This is a genomic window from Pseudomonas sp. B21-032, assembly GCF_024748965.1.
GTDB lineage: Bacteria > Pseudomonadota > Gammaproteobacteria > Pseudomonadales > Pseudomonadaceae > Aquipseudomonas.
Genome location: NZ_CP087180.1, coordinates 2,370,147 through 2,389,945, shown reverse-complemented (window position 1 = coordinate 2,389,945; position 19,799 = coordinate 2,370,147). Strand labels below are relative to the sequence as shown.

18 protein-coding genes and 1 pseudogene are annotated in these 19,799 nt (G+C 64.8%); 13 read left to right on the top strand and 6 right to left on the bottom strand.

The features are described 5' to 3' along the window. The first annotated feature begins 34 nt into the window (after positions 1-34). Positions 35-865, top strand: a complete 831-nt coding sequence (locus LOY54_RS11025; RefSeq protein WP_123567646.1) for an alpha/beta fold hydrolase — start codon at positions 35-37, stop codon at positions 863-865. Positions 866-886: 21 nt separating this feature from the next. On the opposite strand, the pseudogene LOY54_RS11020 reads toward LOY54_RS11025, so the two are convergent. Beyond that, a pseudogene (locus LOY54_RS11020) lies at positions 887-1,246 on the bottom strand (glyoxalase superfamily protein); the annotation flags it as partial. A 187-nt stretch (positions 1,247-1,433) separates the two neighbouring features. Between LOY54_RS11020 and LOY54_RS11015 the strand changes: the two are divergent. From LOY54_RS11015 to LOY54_RS10975, 9 genes are all read left to right on the top strand, one after another. Continuing rightward, positions 1,434-2,048 (top strand): dihydrofolate reductase family protein, encoded by a 615-nt coding sequence (locus tag LOY54_RS11015; protein WP_195883756.1) that lies wholly within the window; start codon positions 1,434-1,436, stop codon positions 2,046-2,048. A 56-nt stretch (positions 2,049-2,104) separates the two neighbouring features. Further along, positions 2,105-2,776, top strand: a complete 672-nt coding sequence (locus LOY54_RS11010) for a bifunctional 2-polyprenyl-6-hydroxyphenol methylase/3-demethylubiquinol 3-O-methyltransferase UbiG (RefSeq protein WP_258610392.1) — start codon at positions 2,105-2,107, stop codon at positions 2,774-2,776. A gap of 35 nt (positions 2,777-2,811) precedes the next feature. Next, positions 2,812-3,030, top strand: coding sequence for a DUF4287 domain-containing protein (locus tag LOY54_RS11005; protein WP_195883754.1), 219 nt, complete (start codon positions 2,812-2,814; stop codon positions 3,028-3,030). Between the two features lie 16 nt (positions 3,031-3,046). Beyond that, the gene (locus LOY54_RS11000) at positions 3,047-3,712 is read left to right on the top strand and encodes an ABC transporter ATP-binding protein (protein WP_258610391.1); all 666 of its coding nucleotides are present in this window, start codon (positions 3,047-3,049) and stop codon (positions 3,710-3,712) included. Beyond that, complete coding sequence (locus LOY54_RS10995) at positions 3,712-6,165, top strand: ABC transporter permease (RefSeq protein WP_258610390.1); 2,454 nt, start codon at positions 3,712-3,714, stop codon at positions 6,163-6,165. Before LOY54_RS11000 ends, LOY54_RS10995 begins: the two co-directional genes overlap by 1 nt. Next, a complete protein-coding gene (locus LOY54_RS10990; RefSeq protein ID WP_258610389.1) occupies positions 6,155-7,219 on the top strand; it encodes a lipocalin-like domain-containing protein in 1,065 nt (354 codons plus the stop codon). Before LOY54_RS10995 ends, LOY54_RS10990 begins: the two co-directional genes overlap by 11 nt. Before the next feature lie 277 nt (positions 7,220-7,496). Then, positions 7,497-8,504, top strand: coding sequence for a hypothetical protein (locus LOY54_RS10985; RefSeq protein ID WP_258610388.1), 1,008 nt, complete (start codon positions 7,497-7,499; stop codon positions 8,502-8,504). Continuing rightward, complete coding sequence (locus LOY54_RS10980) at positions 8,501-8,902, top strand: hypothetical protein (RefSeq protein WP_258597446.1); 402 nt, start codon at positions 8,501-8,503, stop codon at positions 8,900-8,902. The genes LOY54_RS10985 and LOY54_RS10980 overlap by 4 nt, the downstream gene beginning before the upstream one ends. 37 nt (positions 8,903-8,939) lie before the next feature. Continuing rightward, positions 8,940-9,332 carry a GFA family protein gene (locus LOY54_RS10975; RefSeq protein WP_258610387.1) on the top strand — a complete coding sequence of 131 codons (393 nt, stop codon included), beginning with the start codon at positions 8,940-8,942 and terminating at the stop codon, positions 9,330-9,332. Here the strand turns inward: LOY54_RS10975 and LOY54_RS10970 are convergent. Then, a complete protein-coding gene (locus LOY54_RS10970; RefSeq protein ID WP_258597444.1) occupies positions 9,329-9,832 on the bottom strand; it encodes a GNAT family N-acetyltransferase in 504 nt (167 codons plus the stop codon). The two genes, LOY54_RS10975 and LOY54_RS10970, sit on opposite strands and share 4 nt — an antisense overlap. A 94-nt stretch (positions 9,833-9,926) precedes the next feature. Here LOY54_RS10970 and LOY54_RS10965 point away from each other — a divergent pair, with 94 nt between their 5' ends. After that, positions 9,927-10,955, top strand: coding sequence for a DUF1176 domain-containing protein (locus LOY54_RS10965; RefSeq protein WP_258610386.1), 1,029 nt, complete (start codon positions 9,927-9,929; stop codon positions 10,953-10,955). A 1-nt stretch (position 10,956) separates the two neighbouring features. Here the strand turns inward: LOY54_RS10965 and LOY54_RS10960 are convergent, their stop codons facing one another. Further along, positions 10,957-11,886, bottom strand: a complete 930-nt coding sequence (locus LOY54_RS10960) for a LysR family transcriptional regulator (protein WP_258610385.1) — start codon at positions 11,884-11,886, stop codon at positions 10,957-10,959. A gap of 139 nt (positions 11,887-12,025) precedes the next feature. On the opposite strand from LOY54_RS10960, the gene LOY54_RS10955 reads away from it, so the two are divergent. After that, on the top strand, positions 12,026-13,153 hold the full coding sequence (locus LOY54_RS10955; protein WP_213601644.1) for an alkene reductase: 1,128 nt from the start codon (positions 12,026-12,028) through the stop codon (positions 13,151-13,153). A 112-nt stretch (positions 13,154-13,265) separates the two neighbouring features. Beyond that, a complete protein-coding gene (locus LOY54_RS10950; RefSeq protein WP_258610384.1) occupies positions 13,266-15,683 on the top strand; it encodes a TonB-dependent receptor in 2,418 nt (805 codons plus the stop codon). 59 nt (positions 15,684-15,742) lie between these two features. Here the strand turns inward: LOY54_RS10950 and LOY54_RS10945 are convergent, their stop codons facing one another. From LOY54_RS10945 to LOY54_RS10935, 3 genes are all read right to left on the bottom strand, one after another. Beyond that, positions 15,743-16,222 carry a VOC family protein gene (locus LOY54_RS10945; RefSeq protein WP_258610383.1) on the bottom strand — a complete coding sequence of 160 codons (480 nt, stop codon included), beginning with the start codon at positions 16,220-16,222 and terminating at the stop codon, positions 15,743-15,745. A 61-nt stretch (positions 16,223-16,283) separates the two neighbouring features. Then, complete coding sequence (locus LOY54_RS10940) at positions 16,284-17,648, bottom strand: TolC family protein (protein ID WP_195883743.1); 1,365 nt, start codon at positions 17,646-17,648, stop codon at positions 16,284-16,286. Further along, positions 17,645-19,780, bottom strand: a complete 2,136-nt coding sequence (locus LOY54_RS10935; RefSeq protein ID WP_408980590.1) for a peptidase domain-containing ABC transporter — start codon at positions 19,778-19,780, stop codon at positions 17,645-17,647. Before LOY54_RS10935 ends, LOY54_RS10940 begins: the two co-directional genes overlap by 4 nt. Positions 19,781-19,799 lie beyond the last annotated feature (19 nt).

Genomic DNA, 19,799 nt, shown 5'->3' with positions numbered 1-19,799 from the left:
CATGGTTCGCCCACACCTCAGAGGAGCAGCGAACATGGCATTCGTGACCACTAACGATGGCGTTGAGATCTTCTACAAAGACTGGGGCCCGCGTGACGCCGAGGTGATTTTCTTTCACCACGGCTGGCCGCTCTGCAGCGACGACTGGGATACGCAGATGTTGTTCTTCCTGGCCCAGGGTTATCGGGTCGTCGCCCACGACCGCCGTGGCCATGGGCGCTCCAGCCAGGTCTGGGATGGCCACGACATGGACCATTACGCCGATGACGTGGCGGCGCTGGTCAAGCACCTGGGTGTTCAAAAGGCCGTGCATGTCGGGCATTCGACCGGCGGTGGCGAAGTCATCCATTATATCGCCCGCCATGGCCAGGAGCGGGTGGCCAAGGCCGCCCTTCTCGCCGCGGTTCCGCCGCTGATGGTACAGACCGCCAGCAACCCCGGCGGCCTGCCAAAATCAGTATTCGACGACCTGCAGGCGCAACTGGCGGCCAACCGCGCCCAGTTCTACCACGACATCCCTTCCGGGCCGTTTTACGGCTACAACCGTCCGGGCGCTAAGCCGTCGCAAGGGGTGATCCTCAATTGGTGGCGCCAGGGCATGATGGGCAGCGCCAAGGCCCACTACGACGGTATCGTCGCCTTCTCGCAGACCGATTTCACCGAGGACCTGAAGAAGGTCACGGTACCGGTGCTGGTGATGCACGGCGATGATGACCAGATCGTGCCCTACGACAACTCCGGGCCGCTGTCGGCGAAACTGCTCGGCAACGGCACGCTGAAAACCTACAAAGGGTTCCCTCACGGCATGCCTACCACCCATGCCGACATCATCAATGCCGACCTGCTGGCCTTTATCCGCAGTTGATCGCGGCTCAATGCCGTTCTATCAGCTCTGGCAGAAGCGTATCCGGTTGCCAAACGGGTCGTAGACTTCCAGCACTTTACCCCAGCCCTGCTCGACGATATCCGGGCGTCCATAGCCATAACGCTTGGCCTGCAGTTCGTCGCGCAGTTGCTCGATGTTGTGCGTGGGCACGAAGATCGTCGCCCCCGGGCTGGCATCGCCATGATGTTCGGACAGGTGCAGTTGCAGGCCGTCACGGCTGATGCCCAGGTACAGCGGCAGGTCAGCTTCGAAGCGGTGCTCGAACTCAACGCTGAAACCGAGGAAATCCAGGTAGAACTCGCGGGCCTTGGCTTCGTCGAAGCTGCGCAGGATGGGAATGGGCTTGTCGAAGCGGATTGCCGTCTGCTTGGCTTGCTCGGTTGAAATCATCGTTTTTCTCCTGAAGCCGAGGCCGTGTGGGCGCGAACGGCGGGCAGCATTAGCTTGGGGGCGATAGTACACAGATGATCGAAGCGCTGTCGATTTCGCCGGCGCCGGTTCGACTAGTGTCAGGCAGTTCCGCCTGCAGCCCCATCAGGAGCCACTCATGCGCAAGCTCATCGTTGCCGCCTTCACCAGCCTCGACGGCGTAATCCAGGCCCCGGGCGGGCCGCAAGAAGACACCAGCGGCGGTTTTGGCTACGGCGGCTGGGTCGTGCCATTTGCCGACCAGGCCTTCGGCGAGGCCATGCAGACGCTGTTCTCGCAGCCGTTCGAACTGCTGCTGGGGCGGCGCACCTACGACATTTTTGCCGGCTATTGGCCGCACCAGACCGACTCTGCGGATCAGTTCATCGCCGACCTGTTCAACCGTGTGCCCAAGCATGTCGCCACCCACCACCCCGAGACCCTCGACTGGCACAACAGCCATGCCCTGGTGGGTGAGCTAGCCGGGGCTATTCGTACCCTCAAACAGCAGGACGGCGACACCTTGTTGACCCAGGGCAGCGGCGAGCTGGTGCGGCAATTGCTGGCGGCGGGCCTGGTGGATGAACTGCGGCTGTTGATTCACCCGATCATCCTCGGCCGTGGCAAGCGCCTGTTCGATGACCAGGCGCAAGCGGCGTCCTTTACCTTGGCCGATTCGAGCAGCACGCCAGGTGGAGTGCTGATTGCCCGTTATGTGCTTGACGGGGAGGTGCGCACCGGCTCATTTGCCTAGACTGCAGCTGTGCATGCTGGCCTTGCCAGCGCTGGTAATGTTGAATGGAGAGCGCAATGCCTGCCCCCGAAAACGAGCTGTTGCAAAGCTGGCAAGACAACGCCCAAGCGTGGATTGAAGCCGTTCGCAGCGGCGCCATCGAAAGCCGCCAGCAAGTCACCGACCAGGCGATTCTGCTGGCGGTGCTCGGCCGCCAGCCCGAACGCGTGCTCGACCTGGGCTGTGGCGAAGGCTGGCTGTTGCGCGCACTGGCCAAGCGCGGCATCGACGCGGTGGGGGTGGACGGCGACCCGACCCTGGTCGAGGCGGCGCGGGCAGCGGGGACGGCCCTGGTGTATCTGGCCAGCTATGAAGCGCTGGCAGACGCACAGGTTGATATCGGCCGCGACTACTCGCTGGTCTGCGCCAACTTCGCCCTGTTGCACCAGGACATCATCCCCCTGCTCGGCGCCATGAACGCCCTGCTCGCCGCTGGCGGCGCCCTGGTGATCCAGACCCTGCACCCGTGGGCGGCCGCGGGCGGCAACTATCAGGACGGTTGGCGGCAAGAAACCTTTGCCAGCTTTGCCGGCCAGTGGCAGCCCATGCCCTGGTACCTGCGCACTTTGTCCAGCTGGTTCACTGCACTGGACATGGCGGGTTTCAAGCTGGTCGCCGTGCAGGAGCCGCAGCATCCGCAAAGCCCGCTGCCGCAATCATTGTTGTTGATAGCCGAGCCTAAAGATTGAAGCGCATCCCACCCATCTGAAAGGACCCATACGCCATGAGCGAACAAACAAAAGTAAAAGGACCCGCGTCGTACTTCCCCTCCATCGAGAAGACTTACGGCCAGCCCGTCAACCACTGGCTGGAGCTGATCGGCACGGTCAGCGGCAAGAAGCACATGGAGATCGTCAGCTGGCTCAAGGCCGAGCATGGCTTGGGCCATGGCCATGCCAATGCACTGGTGGCGTATTTTTTGGCGAGCGCTAAAAACAGCTGAGGATAGAACCCGCCCCATGCTGGTCATCGAACAGTTGCACAAGTCGTTCAGCACTGCCCAAGGCCTGCTGCCGGTATTGCAGGGCGTCGACTTGCGCCTGGGCCAGGGCAGCTGCCTGGCATTGATGGGTGAGTCCGGCAGCGGCAAAAGCACCTTGCTGCACCTGGTCGCCGGTCTCGATCGCGCCGATAGTGGGCGCATCCTGATCGATGGCCAGGCGCTGGACGCCCGTTCGGAATCAGCCCTGGCGCTCTGGCGCCGGCAAGGCATCGGCCTGGTGTTCCAGCAGTACAACCTGATCAGCAGCCTCGATGTGGCGGCCAATCTTGCCTTTCAGGCCAGGCTGGCGGCGCGGTTTGACCGCCAATGGCTGGACTACCTGGCTGCCCGCCTGGGTCTGGCCAGCCTGTTGCAGCGCTACCCCGAGCAACTCTCCGGCGGCCAGCAGCAGCGGGTCGCCATCGGTCGGGCGCTGGCCGCTCGCCCGGCGCTGGTGCTGGCTGATGAGCCCACCGGCAGCCTCGACGAGCGCAGCAGTGATGAAGTGCTGGCGTTGATGCTGCAACTGGTCGCCGAGGCTGCCAGCAGCCTGTTGATGGTGACCCACAGCCCGCGCCTGGCAGCGCGCCTTGAGCAGCGCTGCGTGCTGCACGCCGGGCGTGTGCAGGTCGAGGCGCACTGATGGGCCCGCTGCTGATTGCCCTGCAGGCGCTGCTGAGCCACTGGCGGCGCCACCGTTTGCAGTTCTTCAGCATCTTTACCGGGTTGTGGCTGGCCACTGCGCTATGGACCGGGGTGCAGGCGCTCAACAGCCAGGCGCGGGCCGACTACGCCCGCGCCAGCGCAGTGCTGACCGGGCCCACCCAGGCGCAGCTGATAGCCGGCAACAGTGAGCGTTTCGAGCAAGCGCTGTACCTGCAACTGCGCAGGCTCGGCTGGCAGGTGTCGCCGCTGCTCGAAGGTCGCTTGCGCTTTGCCGGGGAACAAGCGCTGACGGTACGGCTGATCGGTATCGAGCCGCTGAGCCTGCCCACGACAATGACCGTCGCCGGCACGCCGTTGCAAGGCTTCGATGTGCAGGCATTCATTGGCGAGCCCGGGCAAGCCTGGATCGGCCCCGATACCCTGCGGCAACTGCCTCTGAATGCCAGCGGGCAAGCAACCACCAGCGACGGCCAGGTACTGCCGCCGTTTGTTGTGCAGCCGCAGTTGGCACCAGGGGTGATCGTGGTGGATATCGGCCATGCGCAAACCTTGCTGCAAGCGCCCGGGCAGCTGTCGCGACTGCTTTTGAATGATAACGCCAGGCCCTTGCCCGCAGACATCGCCGCGCGCCTGACCCTGCAAGCGCCCAGCGATGACGGCGACCTGCAGCGCCTGACCGACAGCTTTCACCTCAACCTCACGGCGCTGGGCCTGCTGGCGTTCGTCGTCGGCCTGTTCATCGCCCACGCCGCCATCGGCCTGGCCCTGGAACAGCGCCGCGGGCTGATTCGCAACCTGCGTGCCTGTGGCATCAGCCTGAACACCCTGTTGCTCGGCCTGAGCCTGGAACTGGGAGTTTTCGCCGTACTCGGCGGCCTGGCCGGGGCCGCCAGCGGCTATGGGCTGGCCGCGCTGTTGCTGCCCGATATCGCCGCCAGTTTGCGCGGCCTGTACGGCGCCCAGGTGGCCGGGCAACTGAGCCTGCCAGCCGGGTGGTGGCTGGCGGGCATCGCCGTGAGCGTGCTCGGTGCCTTGCTGGCCGGAGCCGGCAGCGTGTTGCGCGCCGCCCGTTTGCCGCTGCTGGCCCTGGCCCAGCCGCAGGCCTGGCGCATGGCCCAGGGGCCGTGGCTGCGCCGTCAGGCAGCGGTCGCCGGGCTGTTGCTGGTGGTCGCGCTCGCTTGCTGGCAATGGGGCAACAGCTTGGCCAGTGCCTTGATCCTGCTGGCAGCGCTGTTGCTGGCGGCGGCCTTGTTGCTGCCCGCCCTGCTCGACGGCGCGCTGGCCTGGCTGGCACGCGGGTGTCGCGGGGCGCTGGCCGAGTGGTTTGTCGCCGACAGCCGTCAGCAGCTTCCGGCACTGAGCCTGGCGCTGATGGCGCTGCTGCTGGCATTGGCCGCCAGCGTCGGCGTCGGCAGCATGACCGAGGGCTTTCGCAAGACCTTCAGCGGCTGGCTCGACCAGCGCCTCTCTGCCGACTTGTACCTCACACCGCAGGACACGACTCAGGCCCTGCAACTCACTGACTGGCTCGCCGAGCAACCGGCAATCACCACGTTGCTGCCCAGTTGGCGTGCCGAAATACGCGTGCAGCAGTGGCCGGTGCAGGTCCAGGGCATCATCGATCACCCCGCCTACCCCGCGCGCTGGCCATTGCTAGAGCAAAGCCCGCAGGCCTGGGCGCAACTGGCCAGCGGCAATGCGCTGATGCTCAGCGAGCAACTGGCCCGGCGCCTGGGCGTGCAGCTGGGCGACAACCTGCAATTGGCCAATCAAACCATGGCTGTGGTGGGCATCTATGCCGACTATGGCAACCCCAAGGGCCACCTGCTGGTCAATGCCGACTGGCTGCGTGGGCACCTGCCGCAGGCGACGCTGAGCACCATCAGCCTCAATCTTGCGCCCGAGCACATCGCCACGTTCAAAGACAAATTGCAACAACGCTTCGCCCTGGACGACAGCCGCGTGGTCGAGCAAGCCAGCTTGAAACGCTGGTCCACTGAAATCTTCAGCCGCACTTTCGCCGCCACCACCGCCCTCAACAGCCTGACCCTGGGGGTGGCGGGTATCGCCCTGTTCATCAGCTTGCTGACCTTGAGCCAGAGCCGCCTGGGCCAGTTGGCGCCGCTGTGGGCCCTGGGTGTGCGGCGCACGCAGCTGGTAGGGTTGTCGCTGGGGCAAACCCTGATGCTGAGCAGCCTGACGGTGCTGCTGGCGATCCCTCTCGGGCTGTTGCTGGCCTGGTGCCTGGTGGCGGTGGTGAATGTTCAGGCTTTCGGCTGGCGCCTGCCGCTGCATGTGTTTGCCGCGCAACTGCTACAGCTGGCGCTGCTGGGCCTGTTGACCAGCCTGCTGGCCAGCGCCTGGCCCTTGTGGCAACTGGCGCGGAGCCAACCCAGCGAACTGTTGAGGCAGTTTGCCGATGAAACCTGACCTTTGCCTGATGATCGGCCTGTTGCTGCTGGGCGGCTGCGACCAGCCCACACCTGCTGCCAAAGGCTTTGCCGGGTTGGGCCAGGACGCTGCGGCCTTCACCCCGGTAACCCGCGATCATCCGCTGCTGTTCCCCCTCGATCACGGGCCGCACACCGGCTTTCGCATCGAATGGTGGTACGTCACCGCCAACCTCAAGGACGCCCAGGGCCGCGACTGGGGCGCGCAGTGGACGCTGTTCCGCTCGGCCCTGCGCCCAGGCACCGAAACCACCGGCTGGAACAGCCCCAACCTGTGGATGGGCCACGCCGCGCTCACCGGCCCCGGCGGCCATCAATACGCCGAAACCCTGGCGCGCGGCGGCATCGGCCAGGCGGGCGTCGAGCCCCAGCCGTTTCGCGCCTGGATCAACGATTGGTCGCTACAAGGCAGCGACGACATCGGGCGCCTGCAAATGAGCGCCAATGGCAAGGGTTTCAGCTACACCCTCAAGCTGATCAGCAACGGCCCGCTGGTGCTGCACGGCGCTCGGGGCTACAGCGAAAAATCCGGCAAGGGCCAGGCCTCGTACTATTACAGCCAGCCGTTCTACCAGGTCAGCGGCGAGGTCGAACGCAACGGCCAGCGCGTGGCGGTGACCGGCAACGCCTGGCTCGACCGCGAATGGAGCAGCCAACCCCTGGCGGCTGGGCAGTCGGGCTGGGACTGGTTCTCCCTGCACCTGGACAGCGGCGCCAAACTGATGCTGTTTCGCGTGCGCGAAGCCCAGGGCGCGCCCTACCGCGCAGGCACCTGGATCAGCGCCGAAGGCAACGCCCAGGCTCTGCAGGGTGCGCAGATCCAGCTGCAGGAACTGGCCTGGAGCAAGCAGGACAACGGCCACAAGCTGCCAACCCGCTGGCGTGTGCAAGTGCCGGCGCACGGGGTGGATGTCCAGGTCGATGCACTGGAGCCCAAAGCGTGGATGTCGACGCGTTTTCCGTACTGGGAAGGGCCGGTGCGCTTTAATGGCAGTGTGAGCGGCAAGGGCTATCTGGAGATGACCGGTTACTGATGCTGCAGGTGCGGGCTCGCACCAATCCTGTGGGAGCGGGCTTGACCCGCGATCGAGCGCGAAGCGGTCGTAATTCGGCCAGCACCTGAAGTGCTGGCTGTACCGGTCTCATCGTACGCCCGCCAATCCGAATCTCCCTTCACCGTGGGATCTTTCCGAATCCGCCCACCGGTTCGTTTCGCCGCTATCGTTAGTGCTAGGTTCCGGCCCTCATTGCCCAAGGAACCTGCGCATGACAAGGATGCCACCCTCAACACCTTCCCCAGCTCACTCGATAATGTCTTCCTCAGAATTGCTGCAGCCCGGCTTCTACATCGTGCCGCGCAGCATGACTGGCGGTCAGGTAGTGGCTTCGCTGACTACGGCACATGGACCGCAATTGATCGCCCGGCTACAGCGGCTCAACCCGACCTTTGCCAGCGGCTTCAAGGCAGGTGAGATCTTCGTCATTGGCGACCCGAGCATCGACAATGCCTGTACTCGCGAAGAAGCCCAACTGATGAATTCAGCAACTCAGGTACGCGAAAGCCTGGCAACGCTCACTTCCCAGGAAGCAGACTTCATGATGCGCAACCTGCCCGAAATCGCCGGCATGCTGGGCACAGCAAGTCTGTCGATGGGCATCGGCAAAGATATGCTGGAGAAGGGGTTAAGACAGGTCGACGGTACACTGCGCAGTATCGAACAGTTGCACCAGCGCGAATTCAGTCGCAGTGGCAGGTTAAACAGCCCGGCATTCTTCAACGCCCGACGCGCGCTCTTCCAGCAGCTTGATGCGCAGTTGAAGAGCATTTTTCTCAACAAGCAACTCAATCTTGGAGACCACGAACGGTTGCGCAAGAGCCTGGGAATTTCGACCCGAAGCCTGGTGCACCACTGGAGCCGCACCGGTGGAGCTGGACAGATTCCTGGCTATGCTACGCATCTGGAACAGGTGGCAAAGACGGCGAAGTATCTCAAATATGGTGGTTATGTCGGAGTCGGGCTGGGTGGAACGGCATCCTGGTTAAACGTGCAGGCAGCATGTCGCGCTGGAGCGACAGAAGAATGCAGGAAAATCCGCTTTACCGAGACCGGCAGCTTCACTGGCGGGCTTGGAGGCGGGCTGGCTGGAGCATACGCAGGCGGCCGGGCCGCCGCTTCGGTGTGCGTAGGCATCGGACCGCACGGCGGCGCCGTTTGCGGCATAGTCCTGGTAGGCATGGGCACTTATGTGGGAAGCATGATTGGCAACACATCGGGCGATCTTGCTGGAGAACTATTTTACAACTGGACAGGCCCATGATTATTGACCCTCGTTCCTGGCCCCTGGAAGTGCAGATGGTACTGATCCTGGGCCCATGGATCATCATGATGACTGGGATCGTGATGAATGCGTGCATCGCAAATGGCCGAGATTTCGAAAGATCGCTTTCAGCGCTGCAAAGCAGCACTTGGCTTGAGCAGCAGATTCGCGTTTGGGGGACTTCAAGCCTGTTGTCACGTTGGGTACTGGTCGGAATGATAAGTGGCTTGCTGGCCTCCCCCCACAAACATATTCGCCGAGGCCAGCTCGATGCAGCGCAAGTGCAAAACTTTCCCTGGCAGCTCAAGCGTCGCGTGCTTGTTTCCGGCAGGCTGATCTTTATTGGGTTCGTGTTAATGATCATAAGTCTCGGGTTGTACAAAATCTGCGAACCCTAGCCCGCGAGGGCCGCTAACACACATGAGGAGCCCCACCATGGACCCACTCACCGGCGGTTGCCTGTGCGCCAACGTGCGATTTGCAGCCTCGGGACGCCCCTACCGGGTCGGCCTGTGTCACTGCCTGGACTGTCGCAAGCACCACGGCGCGCTGTTTCACGCTTCGGCGATTTTCCCCGCAGAGGCAGTCAGCATCGAAGGCGAAACCCGTGACTACGCCGGGCGCTATTTTTGCCCACGTTGCGGCTCGTCGGTGTTCGCCCGCTCAGGCGATGAAGTCGAGATCAACCTCGGCGCGCTGGATGCCCCCAACCTGTTCACGCCAACCTACGAAAGCTGGACCACCCGCCGCGAATCCTGGCTGCCACCCTTCCCGCTCAGCCACCACTACGAAAAAGATCGCGATCCGCCGGGGCGCTTCGAGGACTAGACGGCCAGCTGTCGCTGCATCCCCTGCGACATCAGGCTGGACCCTTCGCGCAATGGCTGCGGGGCGCCGACCGGCTGAAAGCCATGGGCCTGGTACAAGCGCATCGCCGGGCTGTCGGCGAGGGTCACGCCCAGGCCCACCCGGCGCACGGCCACGCTGGCAGCCCAGTCCAGTGCGGCCTTGAGCAAGGCACTGCCGGCGCCCAGGCCACGCGCGGCCGGGTCGACCCACATCTGGTAGATATCGGCCACACCCGGCTCGGCCGCGGACAATTTGCACCAGACCATCCCGCACAGGGCGTCGCCGTTAACGGCGAAAAACGCCCGGTCGTTGCCGCTGGCATGGGCCGCCGCTATCCGCGTGGCCCAGTTTTCATCGCTGCGTTGCGACTCGGCGGCGAAGGTGCTGCCAAAGGCATCTGGCGAATCCTGCAATGCCTGCAGGCGCAGATCGCGGTAGGTGGGCCATTCATGGGGTAAAACAGGGCGGACGGCGATCACAAGGCTTCCTTGGCTGATTGATCCTGAACAGCTGCCAGACTACCACCAAGATGCGATCATGCCGCCCTTCATCGACACCGCAGGATCGACCACGATGTTTTCAGCAAGATGGACCTGGCTGGCCCTTGGCCTGTTACCCGCCCTGACCCAGGCCGCCACCCCGGAGCCGGTGCCACTGACCCGGGTATTCCAGGACTGGCGACTGGCCTGCGACAACACCCGCCGCTGCACCGCCGTATCGGGCAGCACCGACAACCCCGGGATGGGCCTGTACATCGCTCGCGAAGCCGGCGCCAAGGGCAGCACCCGGGTCAGTGTGATCGGCTACGACGACGTCGGCATGCGCTATGAGTTTCACCTCGACGGCCGCCCCACCGCCCCCTGGCAGTACGGCTCGAGCGACCGTGAGTACTACTACCTTGAGGGCGATGCCGCCGTCGAAAAACTGCGCGAGCTGCGCAACAGCGACACCCTGAGCTCCAACAGCAACTTTGGCGAGCGCCGGGTATCGCTGCAGGGCTTGAGCGCCGCCCTGTTGCTGATGGATTCGGTGCAAGGGCGCATCGGCCATCCCAGCGCCTTCGTGCGCCCGGGCTACCAAGCGGACAGCCGCGTGCCGCCGGCCCCGGCGATTCCCAAACTGCCGCGCTTTACCCTGGCCCCGGCCTTGAGCGACGCCGAGCAACAGGCCATCGGCGACTACCTGATTGCCCTGACCAAGGACGAACTGAGCGCCGCGCCCCATCAGAACTGGCAGGCCCAGGCCGAGGTCTACCCCCTGGACCCGGCCCACGCCCTGGTGCGCCTGCGTTACGGCTGCGCCGAGGACGGCTGCAACCACAGCCTCTATCGTGTCTCGCGCACCGCGCCGTACCAGGCGACACCGCTGGAACTCAAGGCGGCGCCCGAGGCTCACTTCTCCCCTGACCTGTATGGGCAGATCAACTTCAACCCGGTCAGCGGCCAGTTGAAGATTTTCCGCGAGATGGGCAAGGACTGCGGTGATAGCTCGACCTGGCAATACGACGGTGCGGCCATGCAGCTCAAGGACCGGCGGACCATGTGGCGCTGCGACAGCATCAACGAGGAGTACTGGCCGGTGACCTGGCGTGCCAAGGGCTGACTCAGGCGCCGAGGTCATCCCAGTACGGCGGCGTGCCGATGGCGTCGAGAAAGTAGTCCCACACCCGCCGCACCTTCTGCGAGCGCAGGCGGTTTTGCGCTGACAACAGGTGGATCTGGCTCGGCGTCGCCTCCACGGCGCCTTGCCAGTCGGGCAGCAGTTGCACCAGGGCCTTGCTGGTAAAGCTGTGCTTGCTGAACAGCCAGGTCGGAAAAAACACGATGCCGCGCCCGGCCAGGGCCGCTTCCACCAGCACCTGGGCATTGTTGCTGCGCAGCGGCCCGTGCACGTCGACCACCTCGACGCTGTCGCTACCCGACGGACGCAAGTACCAGCGCTGCGCGCCGCCGGTGCCTTTGTAGACCAGGCAGCTATGCTGGCGCAGGTCCTGCGCGCAGGTCGGCTGGCCATGTTTTTCAAGGTAGCTGGGGCTGGCACACAGGACATAACGCTGGGTGCAGATCTGCCGGCCGATCAGCCCCGAATCCTGCAGATGGCCGACGCGAAAGGTGATGTCGGCGCCCTCCTGCACCGGGTCGATGTAGGCATCGGTGGCGGTCAGCTCCACGGTCAGTTCCGGGTATTGCTCATGCAAGCCATTGAGCAGGCGCACGAGATGCAGATGGGCAAAAGCCACCGGCGCGTTGATCCGCACCAGGCCGCGAATGTCGCCGGGCTTGCCGCTGATCGACTCGTCGGCAGCATCCAGCAGCTCCAGCACTTCGCGAATCTGCAGGTAATAGCGCTCACCGGCTTCGGTCAGCTTCACCGCGCGGGTGTTGCGGTACAGCAACTGCTGCCCGACCTCGCGCTCCAGCGCCGCGATAAAACGCGACACCGACGAGGCCGGCACCTGAAAATGCCGGGCGGTGGCAGAGAAACTACCGGTCACCGCGACCATGGCGAAGAAGCGGTGGGCCTTGAGGTGCATGGGCGGCTCCTGAACGGGAAATCCGTCCAGTATAGGTGCTCATATTGCTGTTACAGCAATAGTGTTTTGCCTTTAGCCTTGATTGTGGCTGTTTTCGCAAGCCCCTAGCATGGCGCCATTCCACCCAGAGGCCCCACGCATGAAAGACCTGTTTGCCCCCTATGACCTCGGCCCACTGCAGCTGAGCAACCGTTTCGTCATGGCGCCGATGACCCGTTCACGCGCTCCGCAAGACATCGCCACCGAACAGATCGCCCTGCATTACACCCAGCGCGGCACCGCCGGCCTGATCGTTTCCGAAGGCACGCCGATCTCCCGCGAAGGCCAGGGCTATCTGTTCAATCCGGGCATTTTCAGCGAGCAGCAGATCCACGGCTGGAAGCTGGTGACCGACTCGGTGCACAGCGTCGGCGGCAAGATCTTCGCCCAGCTGTGGCATGTTGGCCGGGTCTCGCACACCTCGATCCAGCGCGATGGCCTGGCCCCGGTCAGCGCCACCGGCAAGGTCGCCCAGGGCGCGATTGCCTTCGGCTACACCGACAGCGGCGAGCCGGGTTTTGTCCCGACCTCGACGCCGCGCCCGCTGAACACCGAAGAAGTCGGCCGGGTCGTCGAAGACTTCGCCCAGGCCGCGGCCAACGCCATTGCCGCAGGCTTTGACGGCGTCGAAATCCACGGCGCCAACGGCTACCTGATCGAGCAGTTCCTCAACCCGCTGGTCAACGACCGCAGCGACCGTTACGCCGCCGACACCCTGGAAAACCGCCTGCGCTTTGTCTTTGAAGTGGTCGATGCTGTGGTCAACCGCATCGGCGCCGACAAGGTCGGCATCCGTATCTCGCCTTACGGCCAGCTGTTCGACATGCCGATCTACGCGCAAATCGACGAGACCTACTCGGCCCTCTGCGCCGGCATGGGCGCGCGCGGTATCGCCTATGTGCATGTGATGGACCAGACCCACTTCTTCCTCGCCAGCGCAGGCGCCGTGGCCCAGGAGCAGGCCCTGCGCGCGCTGCTGGCCGACTGCAAGGCGCAACTGCGCCAGACCGCGTTGATCCTGGCCGGCGACATGACCCTGGAGCGTGCCCAGGACCTGGTTGACGCCGGCCTGATCGACCTGGCAGGTTTTGGCCAGCCGTTCATCGCCAACCCCGATCTGGTCGCCCGGCTGAAAAACGGCTGGCCGTTGACCACCCCGGACCGCGACACCTACTACGGCGGCGGCGCCAAGGGCTACCTGGACTACGCCCCGTACGCACCGGCCTGAAGCGCGAGCAGGCCTGCCGTGGCCAGGCGTGGCATTATTTGCGCATACCGCTGTCCCCTTTTGTTCGCTCGCTTGTCATCAAGGGCATGTGAATCGAAAAGAGAGCGCAACAATGCCCGTACTGACACGCCACCGAACGCGCCTGGCGTCTTCGTTTTCGTCCCCTACCCTGTGCCTGCTGCTGGGCCTGGTGTCGTTGGCGCCGCCAGCGGCGCTGGCCGACGGAGCCAGCCGCAGCTACCAGGTACCGGCTGGCGAACTGGGCACCGCGCTGACCCGCTTTGCCGCCCAGGCCGGGGTCAGCCTGTCGGTCGACCCGGGCCTGGTCAATGGTCGGCGCAGTGCCGGCCTGAGCGGCAGCTTCAGCGTCGATGAAGGCTTTGCCCGGCTGCTGCAGGGCTCGGGCCTGCAACTGCAGCCGGTGACAGCGGGCGCCTACACCCTGGTGCCTACACCGCAAAGCGGCGACGCCGTGGAGATCGCCCCGACCAGCATCCTCGGCGCCCACAGCGGCGGCGATGACGACGGCCAGCGCTATGCCGGCGGCCAGGTTGCGCGCCGGGGCTCGCAAGGCCTGCTGGGCTCGCGGGACTTCATGGAAACGCCCTTCAGCATGACCACCTACACCAGCGAGGCGATCAAGGGCCAGCAGGCGCGCACCCTTGGCGACCTGATCGCCAGCGACCCGTCGGTGCGCGCCACCAACCCCGCCGGCGGGCGCTTCGAGCAATTCACCATTCGCGGCTTCAGCCTGTTCAATAGCGATGTTGCCTACAACGGCCTGTACGGCATCCTGCCGACTTACTCCATCGACATGGAAATGGCCGACCGCGTCGACATCATCAAGGGCCCCAGCCAGTTGATCAACGGCATCTCGCCACGCGGCAGCGTCGGCGGCGGCATCAACGTGGTGCCCAAGCGCGCCAGCGACACACCGATCACCGAGTTCACCGGCAACTACGCGTCCGACAGCCAGGTGGGCGGTGCGGTCGACATCGGCCGGCGCGTTGGCGAGGACGGCAAGTTCGGCCTGCGCTTCAATGGCGTCAAGCAAGCCGGCGACACCGAGTGGGACCAGCAGAGCGTCGACCGCGAAATGGCCGTGCTCGGCCTGGACTTTCGCGGCGAGCGCCTGCGCCTGTCGAGCGATATCGGCCATACCACCCGTGATACCGATGCGCCCCAGGAGCGAGTCATCGTTGGCGCCAACGCCAAGGTGCCGGACGCCGGCGACGTGCGCCGCAACTACGCCCAGGCCTGGAGCAAGGCGCGCACCAACGACACCTTCGGCACAGTCAACGCCGAGTTCGACCTCAATGAATCGCTGATGGCCTACGGCGCCGTCGGCGCGCGCAAGAGCAACCACGATTTCCTCCGGCATAACGTACCGGTGTCCAACGATGCCGGCGACTTCAGCGTCCAGCCGCGCGACTTCACCCGCGACGAGAACGTGCGCACCGCCACCGCCGGCCTGCGCAGCTGGTTCGCAACCGGCCCGGTGAGCCACGAGTTCAACCTGGCGGCCAACTACTTCTACATGGACTTCGAGAACGGCGGCGGGCGCTATGCCGCCGGCCCCAGCAACCTCTACAACCCGCGCCCGACCCCGACGCCCGGCACCCTGCTGCGCTCGGACCCCAAGGTCTACACCGAGAACCGCTTCAGCGGCGTGGCGTTGTCCGACACCCTGGGCTTTTTTGACCAGCGCCTGTTGCTGACCCTCGGTGCGCGCTGGCAGCGGGTCCAGGTCGATGACTGGAGCGATGGCATCAAGGGCGACACCGCCTACGACGAAGAGAAGCTCTCGCCCTCGGGCGGCATCCTGTTCAAGCTCAGCGACCAGCTGTCGCTGTATGCCAACTACATGGAAGGCCTGAGCCAGGGCAAGATCGCCCCGTCGACCTCGATCAACGAAGACCAGATCTTCGCGCCGTTCATTAGCCGCCAGGTAGAAGTCGGCGCCAAGTACGACCTGGGCAACTTCGCCCTGACCGCCAGCGCCTTTCGCATCAAGCAGCCGGCCTACGAGACCAACGCCACTACCCGGGTGTTCGGGCCCAATGGCAAGCGTGAGAACAAGGGCATTGAACTCAACGTGTTCGGCGAGCCGCTCAAGGGCTTTCGCCTGCTCGGAGGGGTGATGTACATCGACAGCGAACTGACCGACACCGTCGGCGCCAGCTTCGACGGTAACCGCGCCCCGGCAACGCCGGAGTACAACCTCAGCCTGGGCGCCGAGTATGACGTGCCTGCCCTCGCCGGCCTGACCCTGACGGCCCGGGGCATCCACTCAAGCGCGCAGTACCTGGACCAGGCCAACAGCAAGCAGATCGACGGCTGGGAGCGTTACGACCTGGGGGCGCGCTATGCCTTCAAGGTTGATGACAAGGCCATCACCCTGCGCGCCAGTGTCGAGAATGTGCTGGATGAGCACCACTGGGCTTCGGCGGGCGCCTCGGATGACAGCGAGGCCGGGCTGACGTTGTCGACCCCGCGCACCTACCTGGTGTCAGCGACCCTGGGGTTCTGAGGACAACGCTGTTGCTGCAACAGGATCTGTGCGGGAGCTGGCAAGCCAGCTCCGGCAATTCAACCCCTGACCGCCGCCTCAATCGCCGCGATATCAATCTTGCGCATGCCCATCATCGCATCGAAGGCGCGCTTGGCGGCGGCACGGTCAGTGCTGGTAATTGCCTCGACCAGCACCCGTGGCGAAATCTGCCACGACAGCCCCCAATTGTCCTTGCACCAGCCACAGGCGCTTTCCTGGCCGCCATTGCCGACAATGGCGGCCCACAGGCGATCGGTTTCGGCCTGGTCTTCGGTGGCCACCTGAAAGGAAAACGCCTCGCTGTGGGTGAACATCGGCCCGCCGTTAAGCCCCACGCAGGGGATGCCCAGCACGGTAAACTCCACGGTCAGCACATCGCCCTCTTTACCCGAGGGAAAGTCGCCCGGCGCCCGGTGCACGGCACCGACCTTGCTGTCGGGGAAGGTCTTGGCATAAAAGGTCGCAGCCTCCAGCGCGGTGCCGTCGTACCAGAGGCAGATGGTATTTTTAGGGCTCATCCTGGTTCTCCACGGTTGGTGAATGGCAGGTTGAGTCTAGTCAGAAAGACCGCGAACACACTCACAACGCACCATTCAACTGCCCCAGGTCCGCCGCCAGTTGCAACCTGGCGGTGTACCAGTTGACCAGCGATTCCACGCGCCGCTGCTCGGCAAGCGCCAGCTCGTTCTGCGCCCTGAGCAGTTCGATGATGCTGCCCACCCCGGCCTTGTAGCGCCCCAATGCCACTTGATGGGATTGCCCGGCGCTGGCGACGAAGCTGCGGCTGATGGCCAGGGCGCGGGTGCGCGCATCCAGGGCCTGGCGGCTTTTCCAGACGTTGAGGGCCACGCTGCGTTCGGCCTGCTCCAGGGCCTGCTCGCGGGCGCCGGCTTCATAATCGGCGGCGCGGGCACGCCGACGGCTGAGGAAGCCGTCGAAGATCGGCACGGTAATCTGCACGCCCACGCTCCAGGTCTCGATCTGCTGGCGTGTCGACACCTGGTCGATCGGCGTGTCTTCTTGCTGGTAGCTGCTGAACAGCGACACCTTGGGCCGCCCCTCGGCACGCGCTTCATCCGCCCTGGCGCGGGTGGCGAACCAATCGGCGCGGGCCTTTTCGATGGCCGGGTGCCGGGCCCGGGCTTGCTCCATCAAGGCATCGACACTGGCCATGAACTCATCCTCCTGCCCCGCCGGCTCGTTCAAGGCGGTGAGTGTCAGCGGCGCCGAGGGTGACAGCCCGAGGGCACTGGCCAGGGCGCCCTGGGCCGTCGCGTAGTCACCTTCAGCCAGCACCCGTTCAAGCTGCGCCTGGTCGTGAGTCGTCTGGGCCTGCAGACGGTCGCTCTGCTCGCCGGCCCCGGCCTGGTACTTGGCGGTGGCCGCCTTGAGGCTGCTGGCCGCCAGGGACTCGGCGCTGCGCTTGGCCGCGAGCAAGGCGGCGTTGGCCTGGACCTGGTAGAAGGCCTTGCTGGTGGCGAGCACCGTGGCCTGGATTTTTTCCACCCGACTGCTGCTGGCCGCGTTCAACAGCTGGCGGGCGCCCTCGACTTTCGCCGCGCGCAGGCCAAAATCATAGAGCACCCAGTTGAGGTTCAGGCCATAGCTGTTGGTGCGGGTGTTGAGGGTCGAGTCAGCCTCGGGAAAGTTGTCAAAGCGCGTCTTGCGGCTCGCCCGCCCGCTGCTGGCCTGGGCTTGCACAGTCGGCCAGTAGGCCGAGTACTCGGCATCCAGGCTGGCCTGGCTGCTCAGTTGTGACAGCCAGGCTTCGCGCACTTGCGGATCGGCGCACAGGGCGATGGCCACGGCACTGGACAACACCAGTGGCTGTGCAGGGCTTAACCTGCCTGGGCAGGCCTCGAGGGCTTCGGCGGCCATGCCCGGTAGCACCGTCCAGGCCAGCAGCAAGGCGGCCAGACACAGCCTGGTCAGGTGACGGTTCATGACGAAGACGCCGTACCACAGGCACGTTCATCTGGCTCGGCTGGCGCTTGCTCATCGGCCTCGATCAGCGGCCCGTCATACACCACCCGGCCGTTGTCCAGCGCCAGCACCCGGCGCGCCGAGCGAATGGTATCGGGGCGATGGGCAACAATGATGCGGGTGATGTTCAGCGCCTGCAGCGCCTGGTTGACCGCCGCCTCGCGGTCGATGTCGAGGTGGCTGGTGGCTTCGTCGAGAAACAGCAGCTTGGGCCGCCGGTACAGCGCCCGGGCCAGCAGGATGCGTTGCTTCTGCCCACCCGACAGCACCGTGCCCATGTCGCCCACCAGGGTGTTGTAGGCCATGGGCATTTGCGCGATGTCGTCATGCACCGCCGCCATGCGCGCGCACTGCTCGACCCAGCGCGGGTTGGCCTCGGCGCTGAAAAAACTGATGTTGTCGGCAATCGAGCCGGCGAACAGCACATCATCCTGAAGCACCGTGGCGCTGATCCGCCGCAACCGCTCCAGGTTATGGCTGTCGATGACCACACCGTCGAGCAACACGCTGCCGCTGCTGGGGGTCAGAATGCCGAGCATGACATTGAGCAAGGTGCTCTTGCCGCCTCCCGAGGGGCCGACGATCGCCAGCGAATCGCCGGCTTCGATGCGCACCGACACTTCATCGAGCACATAGGGCTCGTGCTCGCAATAGCGAAACTTGAGCTGGCGCACTTCCAGGCTCGGCACGCTGTCGACGGCGTCGTTGTCGTCAGGTTTCTCAGGCGCTCTGGGTTCGGGCACCTGCAGCAGGATATCGGCCAGGCGCTCGCCATGCAGGCGCAGCATCAGCACATCGACCAGCTTGTCGATCAGCCCGGCTACGCGACTGTTGAACTGCTCCTTGTAGGCGTTAAAGGCAATCAGCATGCCGGCGCTGAACTGGCCATCGAGCACCAGCCTGGCACCGAGCCAGATCACCAGCACGGTCACCAGACCGAACAGCAGGCCATTGAAGGCGCGGTAAGCCAGCGCGAGCTTTTGCGGCCGCAAGCCGGCGTTGATTTCTTCGACCAGCAGGCTGCCCCAGGCGCTGGCGCGTTGCTCCTGATGGCCGAACAACTTGATGGTGCGCACCCCGCGCACGCTTTCCAGAAAGTAACTCTGCTGGCGGGCGGCATGCACCAGCTCCTCTTCGCTCGCGCGGCGCAGCGGGCCGAACCAGGCCCAGCGGGCCAGGGCATAGATGACCATGGCCAGCAGCGCGATCAGTGCCAGCGGCGGGCTGTAGGCGAACATCAGGCCCAGGGTTACCAGGGTCATCAGGCCATCGAGCAAGGCTTCGACAAACGAGGTGGTCAGGGTGTGCTGGATCGACTTCAACGAGCCAAAACGCGAGACGATATCGCCCAGGTGGCGGCGCTCGAAAAACGCCACCGGCAAACGCACAAGATGGCTGAAGACGTTGATCTGCCATTGCGCGCTGAGCAAGGTGCCCAGGTACATCAACGCCCAGGAGCGCCCCAGCGCCAGGGTTTGCTGCATCACCAGCAGCAGACCGAAACCGATGGCCAGCACCGCCAGCAGGTCGAGATCGGCGCTGACCAGCACCTTGTCGATCACCGTTTGCAAAAAAAACGGGCTGAGCACCATGCACAGCTCCAGCGCCGCCGCCAGCAACAGCACATGGCTGAGCACCCCGCCAAAGCCCTGTACCCGGCCCAGCAACTGGCGCAGGCGCAGCGGCGGATTGGCCGCGCCCTGCTGGAAATCGCTCTGTGGCCACAGCTCCAGGGCCACGCCGGTGAAGGCTGCCGAGACTTCTTCGAACGACAGCTTGCACACCCCGCGCCCCGGATCGTGCAGGGTTACCCCGCGCGGCCCGACCTCCTTGAGCACCACGAAATGGTTGAAATTCCAGTGCAGCACACAGGGCAAGCGCAGTTGCCCGAGTGCTTGCAGTTCCAGGCGCAATGGCCGGCTGGCCAGGCCCAACTGGCTGGCCATGGCCATCAGTTGCTTGAGGGTCGCGCCCTTCATCGACGGCGACAGCTTTTGGCGCAGCGAGAACAGGTCATGACGCTGGCCGTGAAAGCCGGCGATCATCGCCAGGCAGGCCTGGCCGCACTCGGCGGCTTCGGCCTGGAGCACCATGGGCAACTTGCGGCCGATG